22 protein-coding genes and 2 pseudogenes are annotated in these 20688 nt (G+C 68.3%); 10 read left to right on the top strand and 14 right to left on the bottom strand.

All coding sequences use genetic code 11. The features are described 5' to 3' along the window. The first annotated feature begins 207 nt into the window (after positions 1–207). Together ITP53_RS13190 and ITP53_RS13185 are read left to right on the top strand one after the other, a co-directional pair. Positions 208–876 (top strand): response regulator transcription factor, encoded by a 669-nt coding sequence (locus ITP53_RS13190; protein WP_043620820.1) that lies wholly within the window; start codon positions 208–210, stop codon positions 874–876. A gap of 3 nt (positions 877–879) precedes the next feature. Beyond that, positions 880–2157, top strand: coding sequence for an ATP-binding protein (locus tag ITP53_RS13185; protein ID WP_195895652.1), 1278 nt, complete (start codon positions 880–882; stop codon positions 2155–2157). Here ITP53_RS13185 and ITP53_RS13180 read toward each other — a convergent pair. After that, positions 2141–2623: a GtrA family protein gene (locus ITP53_RS13180; RefSeq protein WP_195895651.1), complete on the bottom strand. Its 483-nt coding sequence runs from the start codon at positions 2621–2623 to the stop codon at positions 2141–2143. The genes ITP53_RS13185 and ITP53_RS13180 overlap by 17 nt on opposite strands. Positions 2624–3058: 435 nt before the next feature. On the opposite strand from ITP53_RS13180, the gene ITP53_RS13175 reads away from it, so the two are divergent. Genes ITP53_RS13175 through ITP53_RS13165 form a run of 3 tightly spaced genes read left to right on the top strand, consistent with a single transcriptional unit; the run spans position 3059 to position 5624 of the window. Next, positions 3059–4207, top strand: coding sequence for a 5-(carboxyamino)imidazole ribonucleotide synthase (locus ITP53_RS13175; RefSeq protein WP_195895650.1), 1149 nt, complete (start codon positions 3059–3061; stop codon positions 4205–4207). Beyond that, positions 4204–4704 (top strand): 5-(carboxyamino)imidazole ribonucleotide mutase, encoded by a 501-nt coding sequence (gene purE, locus ITP53_RS13170; RefSeq protein WP_195895649.1) that lies wholly within the window; start codon positions 4204–4206, stop codon positions 4702–4704. The genes ITP53_RS13175 and purE overlap by 4 nt, the downstream gene beginning before the upstream one ends. A gap of 41 nt (positions 4705–4745) precedes the next feature. Beyond that, a complete protein-coding gene (locus ITP53_RS13165) occupies positions 4746–5624 on the top strand; it encodes a GNAT family N-acetyltransferase (RefSeq protein WP_195895648.1) in 879 nt (292 codons plus the stop codon). Between the two features lie 13 nt (positions 5625–5637). On the opposite strand, the gene ITP53_RS13160 is transcribed toward ITP53_RS13165, so the two are convergent. Then, positions 5638–6933, bottom strand: a complete 1296-nt coding sequence (locus ITP53_RS13160; RefSeq protein WP_207755921.1) for a UDP-glucose dehydrogenase family protein — start codon at positions 6931–6933, stop codon at positions 5638–5640. Between the two features lie 144 nt (positions 6934–7077). On the opposite strand from ITP53_RS13160, the gene ITP53_RS13155 reads away from it, so the two are divergent. Next, positions 7078–8241, top strand: a complete 1164-nt coding sequence (locus tag ITP53_RS13155; RefSeq protein ID WP_195895646.1) for an acyl-CoA dehydrogenase family protein — start codon at positions 7078–7080, stop codon at positions 8239–8241. A gap of 344 nt (positions 8242–8585) precedes the next feature. Here the strand turns inward: ITP53_RS13155 and ITP53_RS13150 are convergent, their stop codons facing one another. From ITP53_RS13150 to ITP53_RS13130, 5 genes are all read right to left on the bottom strand, one after another. After that, positions 8586–8915 (bottom strand): helix-turn-helix domain-containing protein, encoded by a 330-nt coding sequence (locus ITP53_RS13150; RefSeq protein WP_195895645.1) that lies wholly within the window; start codon positions 8913–8915, stop codon positions 8586–8588. Continuing rightward, entirely contained in the window at positions 8912–9157 is a 246-nt protein-coding gene (locus tag ITP53_RS13145; protein ID WP_328814396.1) for a type II toxin-antitoxin system RelE/ParE family toxin, read from the bottom strand. The genes ITP53_RS13150 and ITP53_RS13145 overlap by 4 nt, the downstream gene beginning before the upstream one ends. A gap of 132 nt (positions 9158–9289) precedes the next feature. Then, positions 9290–9574: a hypothetical protein gene (locus tag ITP53_RS13140; RefSeq protein WP_195895644.1), complete on the bottom strand. Its 285-nt coding sequence runs from the start codon at positions 9572–9574 to the stop codon at positions 9290–9292. Between the two features lie 163 nt (positions 9575–9737). Then, entirely contained in the window at positions 9738–10331 is a 594-nt protein-coding gene (locus ITP53_RS13135; protein WP_195895643.1) for an NAD(P)H-binding protein, read from the bottom strand. Between the two features lie 54 nt (positions 10332–10385). Continuing rightward, the gene (locus tag ITP53_RS13130; RefSeq protein WP_195895642.1) at positions 10386–11132 is read right to left on the bottom strand and encodes a TetR/AcrR family transcriptional regulator; all 747 of its coding nucleotides are present in this window, start codon (positions 11130–11132) and stop codon (positions 10386–10388) included. Between the two features lie 609 nt (positions 11133–11741). Here ITP53_RS13130 and ITP53_RS59200 point away from each other — a divergent pair. Next, complete coding sequence (locus tag ITP53_RS59200) at positions 11742–11873, top strand: hypothetical protein (RefSeq protein WP_268961031.1); 132 nt, start codon at positions 11742–11744, stop codon at positions 11871–11873. 197 nt (positions 11874–12070) lie between these two features. Here ITP53_RS59200 and ITP53_RS13125 read toward each other — a convergent pair. The 3 genes and pseudogenes from ITP53_RS13125 to ITP53_RS13115 all read right to left on the bottom strand — a co-directional run. After that, positions 12071–12292: pseudogene (locus ITP53_RS13125) on the bottom strand (response regulator transcription factor); the annotation flags it as partial. A 58-nt stretch (positions 12293–12350) separates the two neighbouring features. Continuing rightward, a pseudogene (locus ITP53_RS13120) lies at positions 12351–12743 on the bottom strand (ABC transporter permease); the annotation flags it as partial. A 71-nt stretch (positions 12744–12814) separates the two neighbouring features. Further along, positions 12815–13732 carry an ABC transporter ATP-binding protein gene (locus ITP53_RS13115; RefSeq protein WP_195895641.1) on the bottom strand — a complete coding sequence of 306 codons (918 nt, stop codon included), beginning with the start codon at positions 13730–13732 and terminating at the stop codon, positions 12815–12817. A gap of 294 nt (positions 13733–14026) precedes the next feature. On the opposite strand from ITP53_RS13115, the gene ITP53_RS57335 reads away from it, so the two are divergent. The 3 genes from ITP53_RS57335 (at position 14027) to ITP53_RS13100 (ending at position 17029) form a co-directional block, all read left to right on the top strand. After that, positions 14027–14719, top strand: a complete 693-nt coding sequence (locus tag ITP53_RS57335) for a C39 family peptidase (protein ID WP_195895640.1) — start codon at positions 14027–14029, stop codon at positions 14717–14719. Positions 14720–14960: 241 nt separating this feature from the next. Next, complete coding sequence (locus tag ITP53_RS13105) at positions 14961–16100, top strand: hypothetical protein (RefSeq protein ID WP_195895639.1); 1140 nt, start codon at positions 14961–14963, stop codon at positions 16098–16100. A 104-nt stretch (positions 16101–16204) separates the two neighbouring features. Continuing rightward, complete coding sequence (locus ITP53_RS13100; protein ID WP_195895638.1) at positions 16205–17029, top strand: hypothetical protein; 825 nt, start codon at positions 16205–16207, stop codon at positions 17027–17029. Positions 17030–17075: 46 nt separating this feature from the next. On the opposite strand, the gene ITP53_RS13095 is transcribed toward ITP53_RS13100, so the two are convergent. The 4 genes from ITP53_RS13095 to ITP53_RS13080 form a co-directional block, all read right to left on the bottom strand. After that, entirely contained in the window at positions 17076–17915 is an 840-nt protein-coding gene (locus ITP53_RS13095; protein ID WP_328814392.1) for an LLM class flavin-dependent oxidoreductase, read from the bottom strand. Next, on the bottom strand, positions 17912–18757 hold the full coding sequence (locus ITP53_RS60235) for a GNAT family N-acetyltransferase (RefSeq protein WP_195895637.1): 846 nt from the start codon (positions 18755–18757) through the stop codon (positions 17912–17914). The genes ITP53_RS13095 and ITP53_RS60235 overlap by 4 nt, the downstream gene beginning before the upstream one ends. A gap of 89 nt (positions 18758–18846) precedes the next feature. Then, entirely contained in the window at positions 18847–19194 is a 348-nt protein-coding gene (locus tag ITP53_RS13085) for an STAS domain-containing protein (RefSeq protein ID WP_195895636.1), read from the bottom strand. A gap of 34 nt (positions 19195–19228) precedes the next feature. Then, positions 19229–20677: an LCP family protein gene (locus ITP53_RS13080; protein ID WP_195895635.1), complete on the bottom strand. Its 1449-nt coding sequence runs from the start codon at positions 20675–20677 to the stop codon at positions 19229–19231. Between the last annotated feature and the right edge of the window lie 11 nt (positions 20678–20688).

The raw sequence follows: 20688 nt of genomic DNA, 5'->3' as shown, positions 1-20688 counted from the left end.
CCGCTCCGGCTTGAGCAGGTGATGCCATGCGCCCGGGATCCGTGCCGCGTTCATAAGATCACGGAAATTCGATCTGGCAATCGTGGCGATTTAATCCTGACTAATTGATATTTAGCTGAGTTTGCCCAGGCCAATGGATAAGTCAACTACGAGTCAAACCGCGCGCTGCGGCCGGGAAACGATCGCCTAAGGTCCTACGATCGCTTCATGACCTGCGTACTTCTAGCCGAGGATGACACCTCGATTTCCGAGCCACTCGCGCGTGCGCTACGCCGCGAGGGCTATCAGGTCGAGGTGAGCCCCGACGGCCCACAAGCCTTGGAAAGGGCTTTGTCGGGCGGCATCGACCTTATTGTTCTCGACCTCGGGCTGCCAGAAATGGACGGCCTGGAGGTAGCCCGCCGGATCCGTGCCGAGGGGCACGGCACCCCGGTTCTCATACTCACAGCCCGCGTCGACGAGGTCGACACCGTCGTCGGACTCGACGCCGGCGCCGACGACTACGTCACGAAACCGTTCCGGCTCGCCGAGCTGCTCGCCCGCGTACGCGCACTGCTGCGCCGCGGCACCTCGGAGACACCGGTCGTCCAGGGCGTCCGCATCGACGCCGACTCCCGTCGAGCCTGGATGGGGGAGAAGGAGCTGCATCTGACGACCAAGGAGTTCGACCTGCTGCGCGTGCTCGTGCGCGACGCCGGCAAGGTCGTCACCCGCGAACAGATCATGCGGGAGGTGTGGGACACGAACTGGTGGGGGTCGACCAAGACTCTCGACATGCACATCTCCTGGCTACGCCGCAAGCTCGGCGACGACGCCGCCAAGCCGCGTTACATCACCACCGTCCGGGGAGTCGGCTTCCGGTTCGAACGAGAGTAGGAGATGCGCCGCCGACTGCTCTCCTCCACACTGGTCGTCGCGGTAATCGCGGTCCTGTTGCTGGGGGTCCCCCTGGGCGTCGTCGTCAGCCGCCTCATCGTCGACGAGGCGGCTCAAGAGCTTGGGGCGGAAGCGAAACGACTCGTGGGAGAGGTCGAGTATGCCCGCGTACAGGAGACCCCGCTCGACCCTCAGCAACTTGAACAGAAGTACCCGGGCAGGTACATCCAGATCTGGGAACGCGGAACCCCTCTCAGGGTGACCGTCGTCGGCACCGCGCCGCCGTCCGGTCACCTGATGACCGAGGATGCCCAGACCAACACCGGCGTCTACGTCCGGATAAGTCGCGACCGAGATCAGGTCGAGCAGGATGTACGAGCTCGCCTGCTTCTCATCGTGGCCCTGGCCGTCGCCGCCCTGGCGGTGGCCGTGAGTCTCGCCGTCGTGCAGTCACGCCGGTTGACGCTGCCTCTCCAGGACCTGGCCAAGATCGCCGAGCGCCTGGGCTCAGGCGACGCGCGGCCGAGCAAACACCGCTACGGCATCCCGGAACTCGACCGGGTGGCCCAGGTGCTCGACCGCAGCGCCACCCGCATCTCCGACCTGCTCACCAGGGAGCGCGAGTTCGCCACCGACGCCTCGCACCAGCTCCGCACTCCGCTGACCGGCCTGACCATGCGCCTGGAGGAGATCGTCGCCGGCGCCGACGAGCCGGACACCGTACGCGAGGAGGGGGAGGCGGCGATCGTACAGGCGGAGCGGCTCACCGCCGTGATCGACGAGCTGCTGGCCGCGGCCCGCCGCCAGCGCCAGGCCCAGGCCGAGCCGGTCGCGCTCGACGAGATCCTCATCCAGCAGGTGACCGAGTGGGGGCCGGTCTTCCGTGACGCGGGCCGTACGCTGCTGCTCGAAGGCCAGCGCGGGCTCAAGGCGATGGCCACCACCGGCGGCGTCGGCCAGGTGGTCGCCTCGCTGCTGGAGAACTCCCTGCGCCACGGCGGCGGCACCGTCACCGTCACCACCACCTGCGGTGACAGCTACGTGGTGATCGAGGTGGCCGACGAGGGCCCGGGGATCGCCGACGAGATCGCCCCGAAGATCTTCGAGCGGAACGTCAGCGGTGCCGGCGGCACGGGCCTCGGCCTGACGCTCGCCCGCGCGTTGGCCGCCGCGGACGGTGGCCGGCTGGAGCTGATCAGGCATCGCCCGGCCACGTTCGCCGTCTTCCTGCGCCCGGCGGAGGACGACGAGGGCAGGCGTGCGGTCAGCGGTCCTGCCTGACCCCGGATTCGGGCAGCTCCACCGGGATCGGCGTGGTGGCCTCCAGGAACACCCACTTCTTGTACGACCAGTAGCGGAACAGGGTGCCGAGCCCCACGCCGACGAAGTTGGCGATGTTGAGGCTGAGGCCGTCGTCCAGGCCGAGCGTCAAGCTGGTGAAGCCGATCACCAGCACGCCGAAGAGCAACGCGATGCCGTTGAGCAGGAAGAACAGGAAATATTCGCGCCCCAGCCCGCTCTGCTCACGATGCCGGAACGTCCAGAAGCGGTTGCCCGCGTAGGCGAACGTGGCCGAGATCGTGGTCGCGATGACCTTGGACGTCATCGGCCCCCACCCCAGCCCCAGCAGGAACAGGTTGTAGACGCCGGTGTCGAGGACGAACGCGACTGCTCCGATGCTGCCGAACTTGGCGAGCTCGTGGACCAGGGAGGCGAACCGCTGGTAGAGGCGTTTGGTGAAGTTCACGTCTCTGCTGGGTCCCTTCCGTAGTCGAGCCGGTCCGGCTCTGGCACTGGCTCTGTGATCCCAGCGTAGCGGGCATGATGTTGGTCCCGTGTCAGACTCCAGAACATACCGCGCAAAGAACCCCTAGGAATATCGCCCTATGCCCGGCATTTCGGGAAGGTGGGCATTACGCTGCGTGCAGATCGCGGGCGAGCCCGCGTCGCCGGGCATCGCGCCCAAGCGGTATGTCGAACCCGGTGCGGAACGCTGGGCGGTCGTGCCCTTGAGGCGACCCGGAACGGCCGCCCAGCCACCGTGGCACCAGGGAAATCCGGCTGCCCAGCCCACCATGGCGTAGGGGAATCCGGCCGCCCAGCCCAACGTGGCGCGGGGAAACGGCTGCCCAGCCCACCGCGGCGCCGGGGAAGTCGTTCCGTCCCGGTAAGCTCACCTGGCGTGAGTTCCTATCATCCCATCGGCCCCGTTGTTGGCATCATCGGCGCGGGCCAGCTGGCCAGGATGACGCAGCCGCCCGCCATCGCGCTCGGCGTCGAGCTACGGGTGCTGGCGGGCGCCCCTGACGAGAGCGCCGCGCGGGTGATCCCCGACACGCGCCTCGGGGACTATCGCGATCTCGCGGACCTGCGCGAGTTCGCCCAGGGCTGCGACGCGATCACGTTCGACCACGAGCACGTGCCCACCGAGCACATCAGGGCACTGGCCGCGGGCGGCCACGCCGTCCGCCCCGGCGCGGACGCGCTGGTGCACGCGCAGGACAAGGCGGTCATGCGCGAGCGGCTGACCGAGATCGGCGTGCCCTGCCCGGCCTGGGCCCGGGTGGCCGGACCCGAGGACGTGGCGCCCTTCGCGGCCGAGCACGGCTGGCCGGTGGTGCTGAAGACGGTTCGCGGCGGCTACGACGGTCGCGGGGTGTGGGTGTGCCGGACGCCGGAGGACGTAGCGGAGGCGTTCGCGTCCGGGGTGGAGTTGATGGCCGAGGCGTTCGTACCGTTCGAGCGGGAGTTGGCGGTGCTGGTGGCCCGCTCACCGCACGGACAGGGCGTCAGCTACCCGGTCGTGGAGACCGTGCAGCAGGACGGCGTCTGCGTCGAGGTGCTCGCGCCCGCGCCCGGGCTTGACCAGGAGGACGCCGCGCAGGCCCAGCGCATCGGCCTGCAGATCGTCCACGAGCTGGGCGTGACCGGGATGCTGGCGGTGGAGCTGTTCCAGACGGCCGGTGGGCTGCTGGTCAACGAGCTGGCCATGCGGCCCCACAACAGCGGGCACTGGACGATCGAGGGCTCGGCGACGTCGCAGTTCGAGCAGCACCTGCGGGCGGTGCTCGACCTGCCGCTCGGCTCCCCCGAGATGACCGCCCCCGTCGTCGTCATGGCCAACCTCCTCGGCGGCGACGATCCCGACCTGTTCAAGCGTTACGAGCACGTGTTCGCCCACGACCCCGGCATCAAGCTGCACTTCTACGGCAAGGAGGTGCGTCCTGGCCGCAAGATCGGCCACGTGACCGCACTCGGCGCCGACCTGGAGGAGACGCGAGCCCGCGCCCGCCACGCCGTCGTCTACCTCACCACCGGGGAGTACACATGACCGCGCGGGTCGGCATCGTGATGGGCAGCGACTCCGACTGGCCGGTGATGAAGGCGGCCGCGGAGGCGGTGGCGGAGTTCGGGGTGACGTTCGAGGCCGACGTGGTCTCGGCGCACCGCATGCCGGTCGAGATGATCGAATACGGCCGCCAGGCCGCCTCCCGGGGCATCCAGGTGATCATCGCGGGCGCCGGCGGCGCTGCGCACCTGCCCGGCATGCTGGCCTCGGTCACGCCGCTGCCGGTGATCGGGGTGCCGGTGCCGCTGAAGTACCTCGACGGGATGGACTCCCTGCTGTCGATCGTCCAGATGCCGGCCGGGGTGCCGGTGGCCACGGTGGCGGTCGGCGGGGCCCGTAACGCGGGGCTGCTGGCCGTACGCATTCTGGCCGCTTCTGATCCCGGGCTGCGGGAGCGGATGGTGGAGTTCCAGGAGCGGTTGAAGCAGCAGGCGTACGCCAAGGGTGAGAAGCTGCGCGCCGAGGCCGCCGAGCTCTGAAGCCCTTCTTTGACCGGGCTGCCTGGCGCTAATGTGCCGGGATGATGGACGTGATCAGGAGCCATTCGGCCCGTGTGCGGGCCGCGGATCCGCTGGCCGGTGACCAGGACGAGCTGCCGGACTGGCCGGAGCGGACGATCCGGGCCCACGGCGGCGTCGGCGTGGTCACCGTGGACCAGATCGACCCCGGCAGCGTGCGGGCCTCCTGGTCCCCGCTGATCGTCCACCGGCTCCAAGCCCGCGTCAGCGGCCCCGATCCCGAGGCCGCCCTCGGCGCGCTCGTCGACCGTTGGCTGGCGGGCCTGCGCGGCACCGGGCCCGGGCACTCCCTGACCGTCTCCTGGCCGAGTCGCGACACCGCTCCGGTCAGGGCCCTGGCGACGCGCGGCTTCGGTCCCATCTCCGTGACCGCCGTCCGCCCGCTCAGGCAGCGGTCCGCGCCGGTTCCCGGCGTACGCCCGGCCACCGCGGGGGACCTGGACGCCCTGGTGAAGCTGTACGAGGGGCTGGTGGCGTACGACGCGCAGTTCGGCTGGGTGGCCGTGCGGCCGTCGACCCCGGCGCGGCTGCGCGAGCTGGTGGCGGGGGAGGTCCTGCCGCTGGAGTGGTGCTGGGTGGCGGAGGCGGGCGGCCGGGTGGCCGGGTGCCTCATCATGCAGCCGCCGGAGCGATCCGGCTGGATAGCGCGGTCCCTGAACGCGGGGCCTGCCGCGTACCTGAGCGTCATGTACGTCGACCCGTCCGTACGGGGCCGGGGCATGGGCACGGCGCTCACCGAGACCGCCCACGGACACGCGGCGGCCTCGGGGGCGGCCTGGTCCGTCCTCCACCACGCCCTGCCGAACCCGCTGTCGACCCCGTTCTGGGCCCGCCGCGGCTACCGCCCCTTGCTCACCCAGTGGGTCCGGCACCTGCAGTAGACGGGTGGTTCGGCTATGGGCGGCCGAGGGCGCGGTAGTGCCAGCCGGCGGAGCGCCAGATCTCGGCGTTCAGCGCGTTGCGGCCGTCCACGATGCGCCGGGTCGCGACGACGGCGCCCAGCTGCTCCGGGTCGAGCTCCACGAACTCCTGCCACTCCGTGAGCACCAGCACCACGTGTGCCCCCCGGACCGCCGCGACGGCCGACTCGCCGTAGTTGAGCTCGGGATGAGCCTTACGAGCGTTGTCGAGCGCGATGGGGTCGTAGACGGTGACCTGTCCGCCCTGGTGGCCGATCGTGACGGCGACGTCGAGAGCGGGCGAGTCGCGGATGTCGTCCGAGTTCGGCTTGAACGCCGCACCGAGCACGCCCACGGTGCACCCGTGGAAGGACCCGCCGGCCAGCTCCCTGGCCAGGTCAACCATGCGGGCCCGGCGCCGCATGTTGATCGCGTCCACCTCGCGCAGGAACGTCAGCGCCTGGTCAGCTCCCAGCTCGCCGGCCCGCGCCATGAACGCCCTGATGTCCTTGGGCAGGCAGCCGCCGCCGAAGCCGAGGCCCGCGTTCAGGTAACGGCCCCCGATCCTGTCGTCGTACGACAGGGCCTCGGAGAGCTGAGTGACGTCGGCGTGGGCCGCCTCGCACACCTCGGCCATGGCGTTGATGAAGGAGATCTTGGTGGCCAGGAAGGCGTTGGCGGCCGTCTTGACCAGCTCGGACGTCGCGAAGTCGGTCACCACGATCGGCACGTCGCCCAGCGGCTCATAAACCTCACGCAGCATCTTCTCCGCTCGTTCGGTACGAACGCCGAGCACGATGCGATCCGGGCGCAAGGTGTCCTGAACGGCGAATCCCTCCCGCAGGAACTCCGGGTTCCAGGCCAGTTCGACCTCGACTCCGGCGGGAGCCAGGCGTACGAGCTTGTCGGAGAGCCGCTCCGCGGTGCCGACCGGGACGGTGGACTTGCCGACGACCAGGCACTCCCGGTCGAGGAGCGGGGCGAGGGACTCGATGGCGTTGTCCATGTACGTGACGTCCGCGGCGTACTCGCCGCGTTTCTGCGGTGTGCCGACGCAGACGAAGTGCACGTCACCGAAAGCAGCGACCTCTTCGTACGAGGTGGTGAAGCGAAGGCGGCCGGAGTCGAGCCCACGGCGGAGCACGGCCTCGAGACCTGGCTCGTGGATCGGGAGCTCACCGCTGTTGAGCCGGTGGATCTTGTCGGCGTCGATGTCGAGGCCGAGGACTTCGAATCCCAGGTCAGCCATGCACGCGGCATGCGTGATACCCAGGTATCCGGTCCCAATCATCGTGAGGCGATATGGCACGAGCGGGCTCCTTTCGATCGCGCAGGAATGCTACCGGCTCCTCGCTACCTCCTTCGTGCCACCTGCAACTCTTCGCAAACCGTACTGACTGGTAACAAGATGGTCGGACGTCCTAGTATTCGACGCATGAGCTTTCCCCTTTACGCGCCCGCCGAAGAGCACGACATGCTGCGCGAGACGGTCCGCGCCGTGGCCGACGAGAAGATCGCCCCGCACGCGGCGGCGGCCGACGAGAACGAGGAGTTCTCCTGGGAGGTCTACAAGGCACTCGTGGCGGCGGACCTGCACGCCGTACACGTGCCTGAGCAGTACGGAGGCGCCGGGGCGGACGCGCTGGCCACGGTGATCGTGATCGAGGAGGTGGCCCGCGCCTGCGCGTCGTCCTCTCTGATCCCCGCCGTCAACAAGCTCGGCACGGTCCCGCTCCTGCTCTCGGCCTCGGAGGAGCTCAAGTCCCGCTACCTGGCGCCCGTGGCCGGCGGGGAGGCGATGTTCTCGTACGCGCTGTCGGAGCCCGAGGCGGGTTCGGACGCCGCCGCGATGAAGACGAGGGCGGTGGCGGACGGCGACTCCTACGTACTCGACGGCACCAAGATGTGGATCACCAACGCCGGGATCTCGGAGTACTACACGGTGATGGCGGCGACCGACCCGGTGGCCGGGGCGCGCGGCATCTCGGCCTTCGTCGTCGAGAAGTCCGACGAGGGCGTCTCCTTCGGCCCCAAGGAGAAGAAGCTCGGCATCAAGGGCTCGCCCACCCGCCAGGTCATCCTGGACAACGTACGCATTCCCGCCGGCCGCATGATCGGCGAGCCGGGCACCGGCTTCAAAACGGCCCTGGCGACCCTCGACCACACCCGCATCACCATCGCCGCCCAGGCGCTCGGCATCGCGCAGGGAGCGCTGGACTTCGCGATCGGCTACGTCAAGGAACGCAGGCAGTTCGGCCGCCCGGTGGCCGACTTCCAGGGCCTGCAGTTCATGATCGCCGACATGGCCATGAAACTGGAGGCGGCGCGGCAGCTCACGTACCACGCGGCGGCGAAGTCGGAGCGCGCGATGCACGGGGAGTCCCAGAAGGACCTGACGTTCCTGTCGAGCGCGGCGAAGTGCGCGGCTTCCGACGCGGCCATGGAGATCACCACGGACGCGGTGCAGTTGCTCGGCGGCTACGGCTACACGAGGGACTTCCCGGTGGAACGCATGATGCGCGACGCCAAAATCACCCAGATCTACGAGGGCACCAACCAGATCCAGCGTATGGTCATGGCCCGACAGCTGTTGAAGTAGACGTTGACGTGCGGAAACCCGGCTCTCCTGGGGGGTAGGCCGGGTCCGCTGAAACGCTGGCTGGCCCCCGGTGTCCGCCTGTTCCGTCCCTGTTCCGTGATCTTGAACTTCTTCGTTCATCAGGACTACTGCACACTCTCGCTGACGCAGCGTTCTTGGAGGGCTCTGGGGCAGCCTCCCTGGTGTTCGTCCGTGCCGAGTCCAGCGGAGTTGGCCGACCTGGGTACGTGTGCGGTCAGGACGGAGCAGAGTGTCGGGCTCTGGCTATTCGAACCACAGGACGGATCACCTACAACGCCAGAGGCCGAGGGACGTCGCATGCCGATCGACGGTCGGCTTCATGGTCAAGCGACCCGTACCGAGTGAGGTCCGACGCTGATCGTCACATCGACGTGGCCACCGAGAGCAACTGCGTAAGCGCGGATGGTCTCGAGTTCCATCGAGTCCAGATCACCGTTTTCGATCTGAGAGACGCGTGCTTGTGAGATCCCAAGCGCAGCCGCCACCTCGGATTGCGTCTTGCCGACAGACTTGCGCAGCTCCTTCAGATGGTGGCCGGCGACGTAGGCATCCAGTTGCGCATCGGCGATAGCCTGCCGCTGCGGGTCGGCCAGTTCGGGGTACAACCGGTGCGCTTCCGCCTTGACCTCACGCCAGTTGCGTCCTGGGCTCATCGCTTGTCCTCCCTCTTCGTCTCAGCCGACTTCGCGGCGCGGTACTCGGCGTAGCGTGCTTTGGCCAATGGGATCGCCTCCTCGTACCAGCGCGACCATCTGCCGGCCTTGTCGCCGGCTACAAGGAAGGTGGCTTCCCTGTCCGGATCGAAGACGAAAACGATTCTAATCTCGGTTCGCTTCCGCGAGCCTGGCCGAAGCTCCTTGAGGTTGCTCATGTCGCCGTCTATGAGGGTGTCCACCAACGGACGTCCGAGAGCTGGGCCGATCTCTGCAAGCCGGTCGATGGCCTCTCGATCAGAGTGGCGGATTCTGGGTCGCTCTCGCAGAGAGATGCCTGACGTTTCTGTCCCAGGACATCCACGACAGGTGATCTAGGAAACCTGGTCGACCTTGCGGGGTCGATGGGCTTTGACGCTGCGGACCGGTAGGTCGGTGGTGCGGTGCACGGTGCGCGGGCCGTCGTCCAGGTCGATGGTCAGCGTGGTGTCGCTGACGTGCACGGTGACGACCTGGTCGGCGTGCAGGCGGCCGAGGGAGATGGTCTGCAGGGCGACCATGATGACGCCGAAGGAGTTGGCGCGGCGCTGCACCGTGATCGGTGACCGCTGCGGGACCGGAGGCGGTTCGGCGGGGCGGGCGCCGCGCAGTGCAGGCACTTGGCCCAGATCAGCGGGTTCGGCCGGGCGCGCAGCAGCTGGCGGGTGTCGGGGTCGAGGAACATCGGCGTCTTCTCCTCGATCCGGATGGTGACCCGGCGCCCGCCCAGGATCTCGGCCGCCAGCAGATAGCGGCCGGCCAGGCTGACCGAGCCGTACTTGTTCACCGTCCGCTCCACCTCCACCACTGCATGGCGGCTGCGGCGGCGACATCCGGGGACGCGCAGGTCGCGAGCGGTCGGTCGGCGGCGTTGGTTAGGAAGAACACGCCCTGGTTCTTGATCGCCTCGACCTGTCCGAGCAGGTTCTCCTTGAAGAACGGCATGCGCAGCGCCCGGTAGCCCACGCCCGTTGCCTCGAACAAGTCGTCCATCGCGAATGCCGCGGACAGGTGCCCGGCGCGCTTGGCGAGCTCGCCGGACTCACGACCGAGGCTCGACACGGCCACCACGCGCTTGACGCCCTGGGCCCCGATCGCCTCGGCCGCCGGCGTGCTGAAGTCCACGTAGTAGTCCACGACGTTCTGGACCTGCATGTTCGGGGGCACCACCCAGAACACGGTGTCGGCGCCTTCGAACGCCTCGGTGACCACGTCGGGGTCGTCGTGTGACCCCTGGACCACCTCGACGCGCCCTCGGGTCTCGGCTGTGAGACGGGACGGGTCGCGCGAGATCACGCGGACGGACTCGTCGCCTGCCAGGATTCTGTCCAGGACCTGGGCACCGATCTGGCCGGTGGGAGTGGTGATGACGATCACGACGTCTCCTCGTGGATGCTTGAGCAGGGGTCGAAGCTCGTGATGGCGCTCGTGCTATCCATCGGCGGCGAGGCGGTCCAGCCATTCGCCGAGGAGGTGCTGCTCGCCACTGCTCAGCGTGGTCTGCTCGGGCAGCGCGGCACGTAGGGCTCGGGCGGCACCGGCGGGGCCCGCGTCCTGCACGGCGGGCTTCTCGTTGGTGACGGCGGCGATCATCGATTCGCGCAGGGTGGTCAGCAGGGCCGGGTCGCGTTGGTCGTCGGGTAGCGACAGCCAGGTGAGCACCGCGCCGCGCGCGGTCGCGTGGATGAGGGCGGCCGCGAGCTTCTCGTCGACGCGGAGCCAGCCGCCCGCGGCGAGGCGGCGGATGCGCCCCACGAGGATCTCCATGCCGGCCCGGAACGCGGCCGACGTCGTGCCGCGCTTTGGTTCGCCGTACATCAGTGCGTACAGCGCGGGGTTGGCCAGCCCGAACTCGACGGCGAGGTCCCAGCCCGCGCGAAGGTCCTCGACCGGGTCGTCCGGATGGGCGTCGACTTGCTTGGCCGCGAGGAACGTGGCGTAGCCGTGCTCGGCCACCGCCTCGAGCAGCCCGTCCATGTCGGCGAAATGGCGGTAGATCGCCGGTGGCTGCACCCCGGCCGCCGCCGCGACCGCACGGGTGGTGACCGCTTCGCGCCCCTCACGCGCGAGGAGGTCTGCGGCGGCCTCGATCACGTGCCGGCGGATGAGTTCCCGCCCGCCGGCCGCGGCTTCCGACGCGGGGGCAGGGGTGGCGTCGCCGGTGGTTCGTGCGTGCATGTATCAATGATATAAGTCATCCGGTATCAATGCAAGTATCATTGGTACGATTTCGATGATGCCACCGGAATTGCCAGGCGAGAACGACGATCAGGAGTTCGGAATGCCAGCGAAGGGAGACCGGCGCCTGGTCGGCGCGACTGGCGTGGCTCAAGGATCACCTCTCCGGCCTGTCCGCTGAGGAGATCGTGGCAGCGGCGCCGGTTCACGGTGTGTGCCAACCGCGCCTGCTCCTGGGACATCTACGCGGCTTGCTGGACCATCACCGGCTTCGGGTCGTCTGGCGACCCGGTGAGCTCGCCATCGACGATCAACGCGGCAGCCGACCGGCATGATGAAACGGTGATTATCCCTTCCGGTGAAACATTCGCAAGAGAATATAACGGGTCAATTCAGTTGACTCTGCATCCAATGTATCCGCATTTCAGAGGTAATCTGGCGGCGCGTGGATTGGCGCTGTCGCAAGCGGCTGGTCACGTCCGAGAATGGGATATGCATCACATCGCCTAGTTCGGGTCGGCCCGTCTGGACGTGCTCCGACGTGGGTGCCAATGATGGATTGGCAACCGCAATCGCCGCGTGCGAGTGCGAATCAGAAAGGAGTCGTCTATGTACGGACCTATGATCGCACTTCAACCTCCACCTCGCCGCCGCTACCGCGACCGGTACCGCTACCGCTACCGCGACAGGTACGGCCGTCGCCGTCGCCGTCGCCGCTACCGCGACCGCTACTACGACTGAGCAGAGCGTAGGCTTCCAGCGTTTCGCGACGTGCTGACGATGGCTCAGGAGAAGTCCGGATCCATCGGTCGGAATCAGCCCTTCCGGGGCGGCCACCACGGCCGCCCCGAGGAGGCTGGTCGCACGGCTCGACCAGCGTCTGCAGCAGGTCGCGCAGCGCCGCCCGCAGTGCGACGACCTGCGTCCGCTGAGCCTCATCAGGACCGGCTGAAGAGCCCTCGCTCGAAGGCCACCGCGACGGCCGCGGCGCGGTCGTTGACGCCGAGCTTGGCGTAGATGTGCAGCAGGTGGCTTTTCACGGTGGCCTCGCTGATGAACAGGCGGTAGGCGGCGTCGCGGTTGGTGGAGCCGCGGGCGATCAGCGTGAGCACCTCCAGTTCTCGGGCGCTCAGCGGATCGGACGGCGCGCGCACTTGGCCGCTGCATCACGCCGCCGAGGAAGGCCAGCGGGAAGTAAAGCAGCACGCCGATCCCGTTGGCGGCGCGTCCGCTCGCCGCGATCGCGGCGATGAGCAGACCGACCGCGAAGATCGCCGAGGTGCCCAGCAAGAAGGCGGACACCATCGCCACGGCGCGGGCGGGCACGGCCGCTTGGAAGACCACCACCGAGACCGCGACGAGCACCGCCGAGGCGAGCACCGCGAAGACGAGCTGGAGGATCAGCTGCACGCTCAGCAGGGCGCCTGGGCTGACCGGCGTGGTGGACAGCCTGCGCAGAATGCCCCGCTCCCGATAAGTGGCCAGGGTGGTGGGCACCATGTAGAGCCCCACCAGCCCGACCGCGATCGTCATCGACATCGAGGGCAGCGCGGTGTCCCCCGGACTGGTCCCGCTACCGAAGATCACCAGGATGAAGAGCGGGACGGCCATGCTGAAGATCGCGCCTGGGTCGCGCAGCAGCAGCTTGGATTCCACCTTGGCGAGTTTGGCGAAGCCGATCATCAGATCTCCTCGGTGCCGAAGGCGCGGCCGGTCAGGGCGACGAAGGCGTCGTCGAGCGTGTGCTGCTCGACCGGCAGCTCGGCCACCGGGACACGGTCACGGGCAAGCGCGGAGGTCACCGCGCCGGCGAAGTCGCCGCGGCCCGCGACGATCACCCGATCGCCGGAGCGGGTCACCGACACCACTCCCGGCACCCCCGTCAGGACCGCGTCGTCGAAGGGCGCCAGCGGCCGGAATCGTAGCTGCTGGTCGGCGTCCACGGCCGAGATCAGGCCCGCGGGGGTGTCCAGCGCGACGATCCGCCCCCGGTCGAAGACAGCGACTCGGTCACACAGTTCCTCGACCTCGTCCATGTAGTGGCTCACCAGGACGACCGTCACGCCTGTCGCTCGAATCCGCTTGATCAGCTCCCAGGTGCCCCGGCGGGCGGCCGGATCCAGCCCTGTGGTCAGCTCGTCGAGAAAGACCACCTTCGGGTCGCCCACCAGCGCCAGGGCGATGAACAAACGCTGTTTCTGCCCGCCGGACAAGGTGCCGAACCTGGAATCGCGCTTGTCGGCCAGCCCCCACTCCTTCAGCAACGCTCGCCAGTCCTTGGGCGCGCGGTAGAAGGAGGCGTACAGGTCGAGCCCCTCCCACACCTTGATGTTCTCCGGCAGGAGCGACTCCTGCAGCTGCACGCCGACCTGGTGGCTCAGCTCCCGCCGGTCCCTGACCGGGTCCAGCCCGAGCACCCTGATCAGTCCCGAGTCGGGCCGCCGTAATCCCTCGGCGCACTCCACGGTTGTCGTCTTACCCGCCCCGTTCGGCCCGAGGATGCCGAAGATCTCGCCCTGCTCCACAGAGAAGGACACCTCGTTCACCACCGGTGGTTCGCCGTACCTCTTGATGAGGCCGTTCACCTCGATGACTGCCATGCACCAAGACTCGGCCGGGCAGGCCCTCATCCGAATCGCCCGCCCGGCTATCATCCGCCGCTGGTACGGCTGAATCCGGAATCCACCGATCGGTTGATGCGGTCCCCCAGGCGACTGCCCCTCGAAGATTGGGAGAGCCGGGTCGCGAGCTCTGGCGATGGGCCGACAAGCCCTCCCGGGTGGAGTGCCTTGCGTCCCACGAGCACCGTTAGCTCCTTGTTGCACAAACTTGACCAACCTCACTAGGGTTTCTGACTTCCTGGCGTCATGTAGTGCATTTTGTGGAGTGATCAAGTGAAGAACTTCGGGGCGGGAACCGGCATCGCCCTCACCGCGACCATCACCGCGAGCACCCTGTGCTTGACCGGTCCGACACCGGCCCACGCCTCACCCGGCACCCCCGCCCCGACCGCGAGCCCCAGGTCGACCCCGGTCGCCACCGCGACGCCCAAGGGCCTGCTCACCCCCGTGAAGTACCAGCTCAGCCTCAAGGGCCAGCGGCAGTCGACGAACTACTACTGCGTGCCGGCCTCGTCCTCGATGAGCCTGTCGAGCTTCGGCATCAAGGTCAGCCAGTCGACCCTGGCCAAGAAGATGAAGACCACCTCCTCCGGCGGCACCAAGGGTGCGAACGCCGTGCCGGTGCTCAACGCGTACGTCAAGTCGAAGGGCTACAAGTACACGATCCCCACCGACGCGGACGGCAACGCGCTCGTACTCATGAAGCGGGTGTCGGAGGACATCGGCGACCTGCACCGGGCGCCGGTGATCGCGGTGTACATGGAGCAGTTGCCCTGGAACAAGGGCAAGGTCAAGGGCACCGAGGTCGGTCACGCGATCATCGCGTATGGCTACAACAAGCTGACCGGCACCATCACCGTCTATGACCCGTGGAAGCCCACCGGCGGCTCCCACACCATCGCGGCCGCCACCCTGGCGAACACCCTCCAGCCGGGCGGCAACATGTACGACATCTCCAAGCTCTGACCCCGCGACACCTGCCCGGCCCCGATCCCGGGCGCGAAATACAGAACTGTACTTCTGAGAAGTATGGTTCTGTATCCGGCGGAGATGCTGGTGGGGCTTGAGCGGTTGTGCGGCGGTGTGGGGGCGGGTGGGTAGTTTGGTGGGATTTCACGGTCGGTTCACTGCTTTGTCAGACAGGGGCATTCGGCCGGTATAGCGTCTGGTTTCGGTCTGATCATTAACCGAAGACAGGTGCTGCACCATGCGCAAAGTCCTGACACTCACCCTCGCCGCCACCGCCAGCCTCGCCCTGTTCTCCTCATCCGTCTCCGCCACCCCCGCCGACCGTCCCCGGGAGCTCCCTACGGAGATCTACGGCGGCGCCTGGGCCGAAGGGCATGTCCAGGGGATCGCCATTGATCAGCGCAAGGGGTTCATGTACTTCTCCTTCACCAACGTCCTGGTGAAGACGGACCTCCAGGGCAACCCGGTGGGGTCGGTGACGGGCTTCACCGGGCACCTCGGCGACTTGGACTTCAACGCCAAGGACGGCCGGGTGTACGGCTCCCTGGAGTACAAGGAGCAGGAGTCGTTCTACATCGCGATCTTCGACGTCGACCGCATCACCAGCATGAACATGGACGCCCAGACCACGGACGTGGTCAAGACGGTCTACCTCAAGGAGGTCGTGGCCGACTACGTGGCGGACATGAACGGGGACGGGAAGTTCGACGGCAACATCGCGGAAACCCCCGACCACCGGTACGGGTGCAGCGGCATCGACGGCGTGGCGTTCGGGCCGGAGTTCGGCAAGAAGCACGGTGAGCAGAAGCTGACCGTGGCGTACGGCATCTACTCCAACGTCGGCCGCCAGGACAACGACTACCAGGTCGTCCTCCAGTACGACGTCCAGCGGTGGAAGAAGTACGAGCAGCCGCTCACCGAGAGCGCCCCGCACACCAGCGGCCCCGAGAAGGTCGACGGGAAATACTTCGCCTACACCGGCAACACCACGTACGGCGTCCAGAACCTCGAATACGACGACTACACCGGCAACTGGATGATGGCGGTCTACAAGGGGGAGAAGCCGCAGTTCCCCAACTACTCCTTCTTCATGGTGAACGCCGCCGAGCGGCCCAAGAAGGGTGAGCTCGTGGGGCAGCCGGAGCCCGAGCAGGGCGACCTGCTCACGCTGGCGCCCGGCGGGCTCGAGCACGCGGAGTCGGGCGTCCGCGGGTGGGAGTTCGCCGGTGAGTACGGCCTGATCTCGCTCGGAGGTGGCCGCTACTACGCCTCCAAGGCCGGCACGGTCACGGAGGACGGCGTCACCAAGCACACCGGTCACGCCCAGCTCCACCGCTGGACCGGCCGGACCCCCACCCCGTTCGAGAAGATCGGCTGACCCTCGCCGAGGTCCCGCGTCGGTCAGTCAGAGGACGGTCACTAAATGCTGTTAAGGTCGTTCCTTGCCAAAAATTGAGTAAAAAAATCCTGCATGGGAGGGTCATGCGGACCACGAAGAAGATCGCGATCATCACATCCGTGCTGGCCGGCGCCGCCGCGCCGGCACTCGCGGTGGCCCCGGCGGCCGGCGCTCAGGCGGCCCCGGCCTGGTACGCCTACCACGGCGCCACCGCCGCCCAGAGCGTGCAGCGGGTCCATCAGCTCAAGAGCCAGGGCTATCGCCCGATCACGGTGAACGTCTCGGACGGCGAGCGGTACGCGGCCGTGTGGGTCAAGGACGGGTCGTCGACCGAATGGGGCATCTGGCAGGGCATGTCTCCCGCCGAGTTCCAGCAGCGGTTCGACGCGGCTCTGAAGACCGGCGCGCAGCCGGTCTCCGTCTCGGCCACCGGATCGGGTGACTCGGTCGTGTTCGCCGCCATCTTCGAGAAGAAGAGCGGCAGGTTCTACACCAAGTCGAACCTCACCCCCGACGCCTTCGGCGCGGCCAACAAGGACTTCGCCAAGAAGGGGCTCGCGCTGAGCTCCGTCGACGCGTACGGCACCCCCGGCGACATCCGCTACGTGGGCGTGTGGACCGCCAACCCCGGCGGCGCCTGGTACTACTCGTACGGCAAGTCCAGCGCCGCGCACCAGGCGTACTTCAACGCCAAGAAGAAGCAGGGCTTCCGGCCGGTCAAGGTCGCGGTGGCGCCCGACGGCACGTACTCGGCGGTGTGGCGCAAGGACGGTCGCACGTCCTGGGCCGAATACACCGGCATGAGCGCCTCCGGCTACCAGAAGCGCTTCAACGACCTCAAGCGCAAGGGTCTCTACCCCGTCCAGGTGAACGCCGAGAACGGCACGTACGCCGCGGTCTGGCAGTAGAACGAGGGGACGGTCACCGGCGTCGTGCCCGTCCCCACCACCCGTCTCAGAGGGCTGAAAGCAGCGCTGTGACGTGGGACAGCGGGTCCGAGCCGATCGGCCGCACCGTCACCGTCTCGGCCCCCGCCGCCCACAGGCTCTTGACCTGCGCCGCGGCCTCCTCCGGGGTGCCCGCCGCCATCACCACGTCCTCGGGCGCGATCCCGAGGAACTCGGCCTGCCAGGCCACCATGTGACCGGTGGCCTCCGCGGTGCCCGGCCCCGTGTGGAGATAGGTGAAGACCACCAGCTCGTGGTCGGGGGAGCCGCCGATCTGCTTCATGATCCCCGGCATCTGTGCGGGCCCGACACCCTCGGGAACGATCGTGCCCTGCGCGACGCGGCCCGACAACGCCAGCGAACGCGGCCCCTTCACCCCGGCCAGCACGGGCGGCGGCACGGCCGGCGGATGCACGAGGGACACCCCGTCGAGATGGACCGCCCTGCCGTGCAGGGTGACCGTCTCGCCGCGCAGCAGCGCGCGTACGGACGTGATGGTCTCCTCCAGGAGGGCCAGCGGCGAGGGCGGGGCGGCGCCGACCTGGCGCATCCAGTCCGTGACGCCGTGGCCGATGCCCGCCGCCAGCCGTCCGGGATGCACGCGGGCGAGATTGCCCAGCTCCATCGCCAGCAGCATCGGGTTGCGCAGGGGAGCGGGCGTGATGCCGATGCCGACCCGCAGGCGGGAGGTGACGGCGAGCGCCGTGGCGGCGGCGGAGACGCCGCCCGTCCAGCCCAGGTCCTCCACCACCCAGAGGTCGTCGACGGTCGTCTCGTCGAGCGCTTTGGCGAACGGGATGAGCTGCTCGGGCGGCAGCCCCCGGTCGAACATGACTCCCAGCCTCACGAAGCCCTCCAGTAATAGCGGAACAACCGGCCGACTTCTGAGTATCCAGCACGGAGGAAGGCCTGGGCGGTCGGTACGTTCGCGACGTCGGTGGCCGCGACGATGCGCTGCAGGCCGGCCTCGGCCAGCGTCGCGGTGCCCCTGGCCAGGAGGTCGTTGACGTAGCCGCGGCCGCGGTGCTCGGGGACGACGCCGATGTAGGCGATGGAGTGGTCGTCGGGCGCCACCAGGCCGACGGGGGAGTCGCCCAGGTATCCGATCACGAACCAGTCCGGTTTGGCCTTGCGGCTGACCAGGTCGTCGTACATCCATCGGGCCTCGTGCTCGGCGCCCATCGTGGCCACCTCGACCTGCGTGTCGTAGTCGAGGGAGCCGTCGGAGACGCGTACGAGGAGGTCGATCACCTCGGCGAAGTCCATCCGGCGCGCCGGGCGGTAGGTGAGGCGGCCCGGGTCCGCGGGGACGCCGGTGCCCGCCGCCCATTCGAGCATGAGCCGCTCGACCTCCATCGCGAACCCGGCCAGGGTCAGCGCCTCGTGTTCGACGGCGCGATCGACGGCGGGGGTCAGGCCGGGTTTGAGCGAGATGTCGTGGATCACCTTCGTCAGCCCCATCGCGCGCAGGCTGTCGCGCAGCAGCCCGGCGGCGACGACGGGATCAGGGCCGGGGTCGAACTGCCAGGTGATCAGCGGCTCGGATCCGGCGAAGGGCGCCCAGTACGCGAGGCGCGCCCCACCCCCCGCGAAGCACCACTCTGGCCGGGTCCTGCCCTCGTCGAAGGCGGCCACGAGCTGGGAACGCGCGGGCTCGGGGAACTGGTCGAACAACGTGAAAGCCTCCACACCTGAGGGGGCTCTCCCGCCGGCCTACGCGGCCCGCGGGGGGGTGTGCCCGAGATGACATGACCATGTTCTCGCACACCCCCCGTTCGTCAGGCCGCTCTTCCCATCGCGGTATAGGCCTCGTTCAGGGACTCGCTCGTCTCGAAATGCCGGTCGAGGTTGGTGATCGTCAGCAGGTGGCGGATCATGCCCGGCGCGAGCACGAGCATCATGCGCCCGTTCAGATCATGTACGCGGTTGAGCGTCGCCACCAGCACCCCGAGGCCCACGGAGTCGCAGAACGGCACCTCCGTGAGGTCGATGACCAGGTTGAGCGGGTCGGCCGCGGCTATCGCCTGCTCGATCTCGGCCCGCAACCGGGGAGCTCCCGCGACGTCGAGATCACCGGCGACATGCAGCACGACGCAGGGGTCCTCCCGCCAATACCTGACCACCATGGGCCTCACCTGCCCGAAACGCAGAAAGTTATGACTATTTCTTACATATGTTCTGCATTGCCGTTTTAGTGGTGGGTGTAACACTCGGCTTGGCGGATGGGGCCACTGTGCGCTTTTGTTGCTTGATTTTCGGCTGGTCCCTGCCGAGGATCAACTCGATGCCGTCGATGTCGACCTTGCGCAGCTCCGCACCGGGAATCGCGGCGGCCACGGTCCGCGCCGCGTTCTCCTGCCCTTCTCCATAACGCACGACGGTCTTCTCGTAGTCGTGCCTGTTGGTGTTTCCTGGGTGGCCGGGCACCTTGAAGCCGTATGCGACGAGTGCCGTCCTGGTGCGGGCGCCGAGGCCGTTGATGAGCGTGCCGTTCTTGATGCTGAGGGTGATGCTGCCGGGCGGGACCGGGGACGGCTTGTTCGACGGAGTGACGGTGGGGGTGGCGCTGGCGGCCGGGGTGGGACTGGCCGGATCCTGGTCGGCGTTGATCTTGGTGAACAGGTCGCGGGCCGCCTTCTTGTCCCACAGCACCGCCGACTCGCCCGTGGGCGCCTTGAAGTCGACCTCGGACAGCGGCACCTCGGCGAACTTCACGTCCTGCAGCGAGACGTCCCTGAGCTGGGTGACCAGCCCCACCAGCCCGTCGTCGGGGTCGACCTTGACCGTGCTCAGCGTCGAGTTGACGAACGAGGCCAGCTTGGCCGGGTTGGCCAGCGTGTCGGCGCTCAGCGCCCGGTTGAGCAGCGCCGAGATGACCTGCTGCTGCCGGTCGATGCGGTCGAGGTCGGAGCGGGCGGTGGCGCGGGTGCGGGCGTAGCCGAGCGCCTGCGCGCCCTGCAACTGGTGGGTGCCCGCGGGCAGGTTGAGCCCGGTCTTGGGGTCGTTGATCGGGACCGGCGTGCAGACGGTCACGCCGCCGAGTGAGTCGACGACGCCGATGAAGCCGAGGATGTTGACCTCGATGTAGCGGTTGATCTGGAGCCCGGTCGCGGCCTCGACGGTCTGCTTGGTGAGCTTGGGGCCGCCGAACTGGTAGGCCGCGTTGATCTTGTGGTCGCCCTTGCCGGGGATCGTGGTCCAGGTGTCGCGCGGCAGGCTCACCACGGTGACCCGGCTGTGGTCCTCCGACAGATGGATCACCATCATCGTGTCGGTGCGCTGGCCCGCCTCGCGGCCGAGCTTGAGGAGGTTCTGCTGCTGGCGGCTGAGGTCGTCGCGCTTGTCGACGCCGACCAGCAGGATGTTCTCGGCGCCGCGGGACGAGGCGGTCACGCCCGCGTCGACGGTGCCGATCTGCCGCGGGGTCGCCCACACCACGCCCGTGGTGACCAGCACGCAGGTGGACAGGAAGCCGGCGGCGATCACGTTGCGGCGGCGGGCCCTGGCGCTCCTGCGCGGTCTGCGGGCCCGTCCGGGTGGGAGCTTGACGCCGCCGTAGGCGTCGCCGCCCACGAGCACACCGGCGTCCTCCTCGCCCGGGTCGCGCATTGCCGATCCTC

The organism is Nonomuraea cypriaca, from assembly GCF_015645445.1.
GTDB classification, from domain to species: Bacteria; Actinomycetota; Actinomycetes; order Streptosporangiales; family Streptosporangiaceae; genus Nonomuraea; species Nonomuraea cypriaca.
This window is presented reverse-complemented; position numbering and strand designations above follow the sequence as displayed.

Excerpts from the sequence above, each read along its gene's own strand:
- ITP53_RS13165 (WP_195895648.1), top strand. The coding sequence starts at position 4,746 with ATGATGGACGTGATCAGGAGCCATTCGGCCCGTGTGCGGGCCGCGGAT.
- ITP53_RS13085 (WP_195895636.1), bottom strand. The coding sequence starts at position 19,194 with ATGGTGGTCAGGTATTGGCGGGAGGACCCCTGCGTCGTGCTGCATGTC.
- ITP53_RS13080 (WP_195895635.1), bottom strand. The coding sequence starts at position 20,677 with ATGCGCGACCCGGGCGAGGAGGACGCCGGTGTGCTCGTGGGCGGCGAC.
- ITP53_RS13155 (WP_195895646.1), top strand. The coding sequence starts at position 7,078 with ATGAGCTTTCCCCTTTACGCGCCCGCCGAAGAGCACGACATGCTGCGC.
- ITP53_RS13185 (WP_195895652.1), top strand. The coding sequence starts at position 880 with ATGCGCCGCCGACTGCTCTCCTCCACACTGGTCGTCGCGGTAATCGCG.
- ITP53_RS13115 (WP_195895641.1), bottom strand. The coding sequence starts at position 13,732 with ATGGCAGTCATCGAGGTGAACGGCCTCATCAAGAGGTACGGCGAACCA.
- ITP53_RS13190 (WP_043620820.1), top strand. The coding sequence starts at position 208 with ATGACCTGCGTACTTCTAGCCGAGGATGACACCTCGATTTCCGAGCCA.
- ITP53_RS13105 (WP_195895639.1), top strand. The coding sequence starts at position 14,961 with ATGCGCAAAGTCCTGACACTCACCCTCGCCGCCACCGCCAGCCTCGCC.
- ITP53_RS59200 (WP_268961031.1), top strand. The coding sequence starts at position 11,742 with ATGTACGGACCTATGATCGCACTTCAACCTCCACCTCGCCGCCGCTAC.
- ITP53_RS13150 (WP_195895645.1), bottom strand. The coding sequence starts at position 8,915 with ATGAGCCCAGGACGCAACTGGCGTGAGGTCAAGGCGGAAGCGCACCGG.
- ITP53_RS13160 (WP_207755921.1), bottom strand. The coding sequence starts at position 6,933 with ATGATTGGGACCGGATACCTGGGTATCACGCATGCCGCGTGCATGGCT.
- ITP53_RS13100 (WP_195895638.1), top strand. The coding sequence starts at position 16,205 with ATGCGGACCACGAAGAAGATCGCGATCATCACATCCGTGCTGGCCGGC.
- ITP53_RS13130 (WP_195895642.1), bottom strand. The coding sequence starts at position 11,132 with ATGCACGCACGAACCACCGGCGACGCCACCCCTGCCCCCGCGTCGGAA.
- purE (WP_195895649.1), top strand. The coding sequence starts at position 4,204 with ATGACCGCGCGGGTCGGCATCGTGATGGGCAGCGACTCCGACTGGCCG.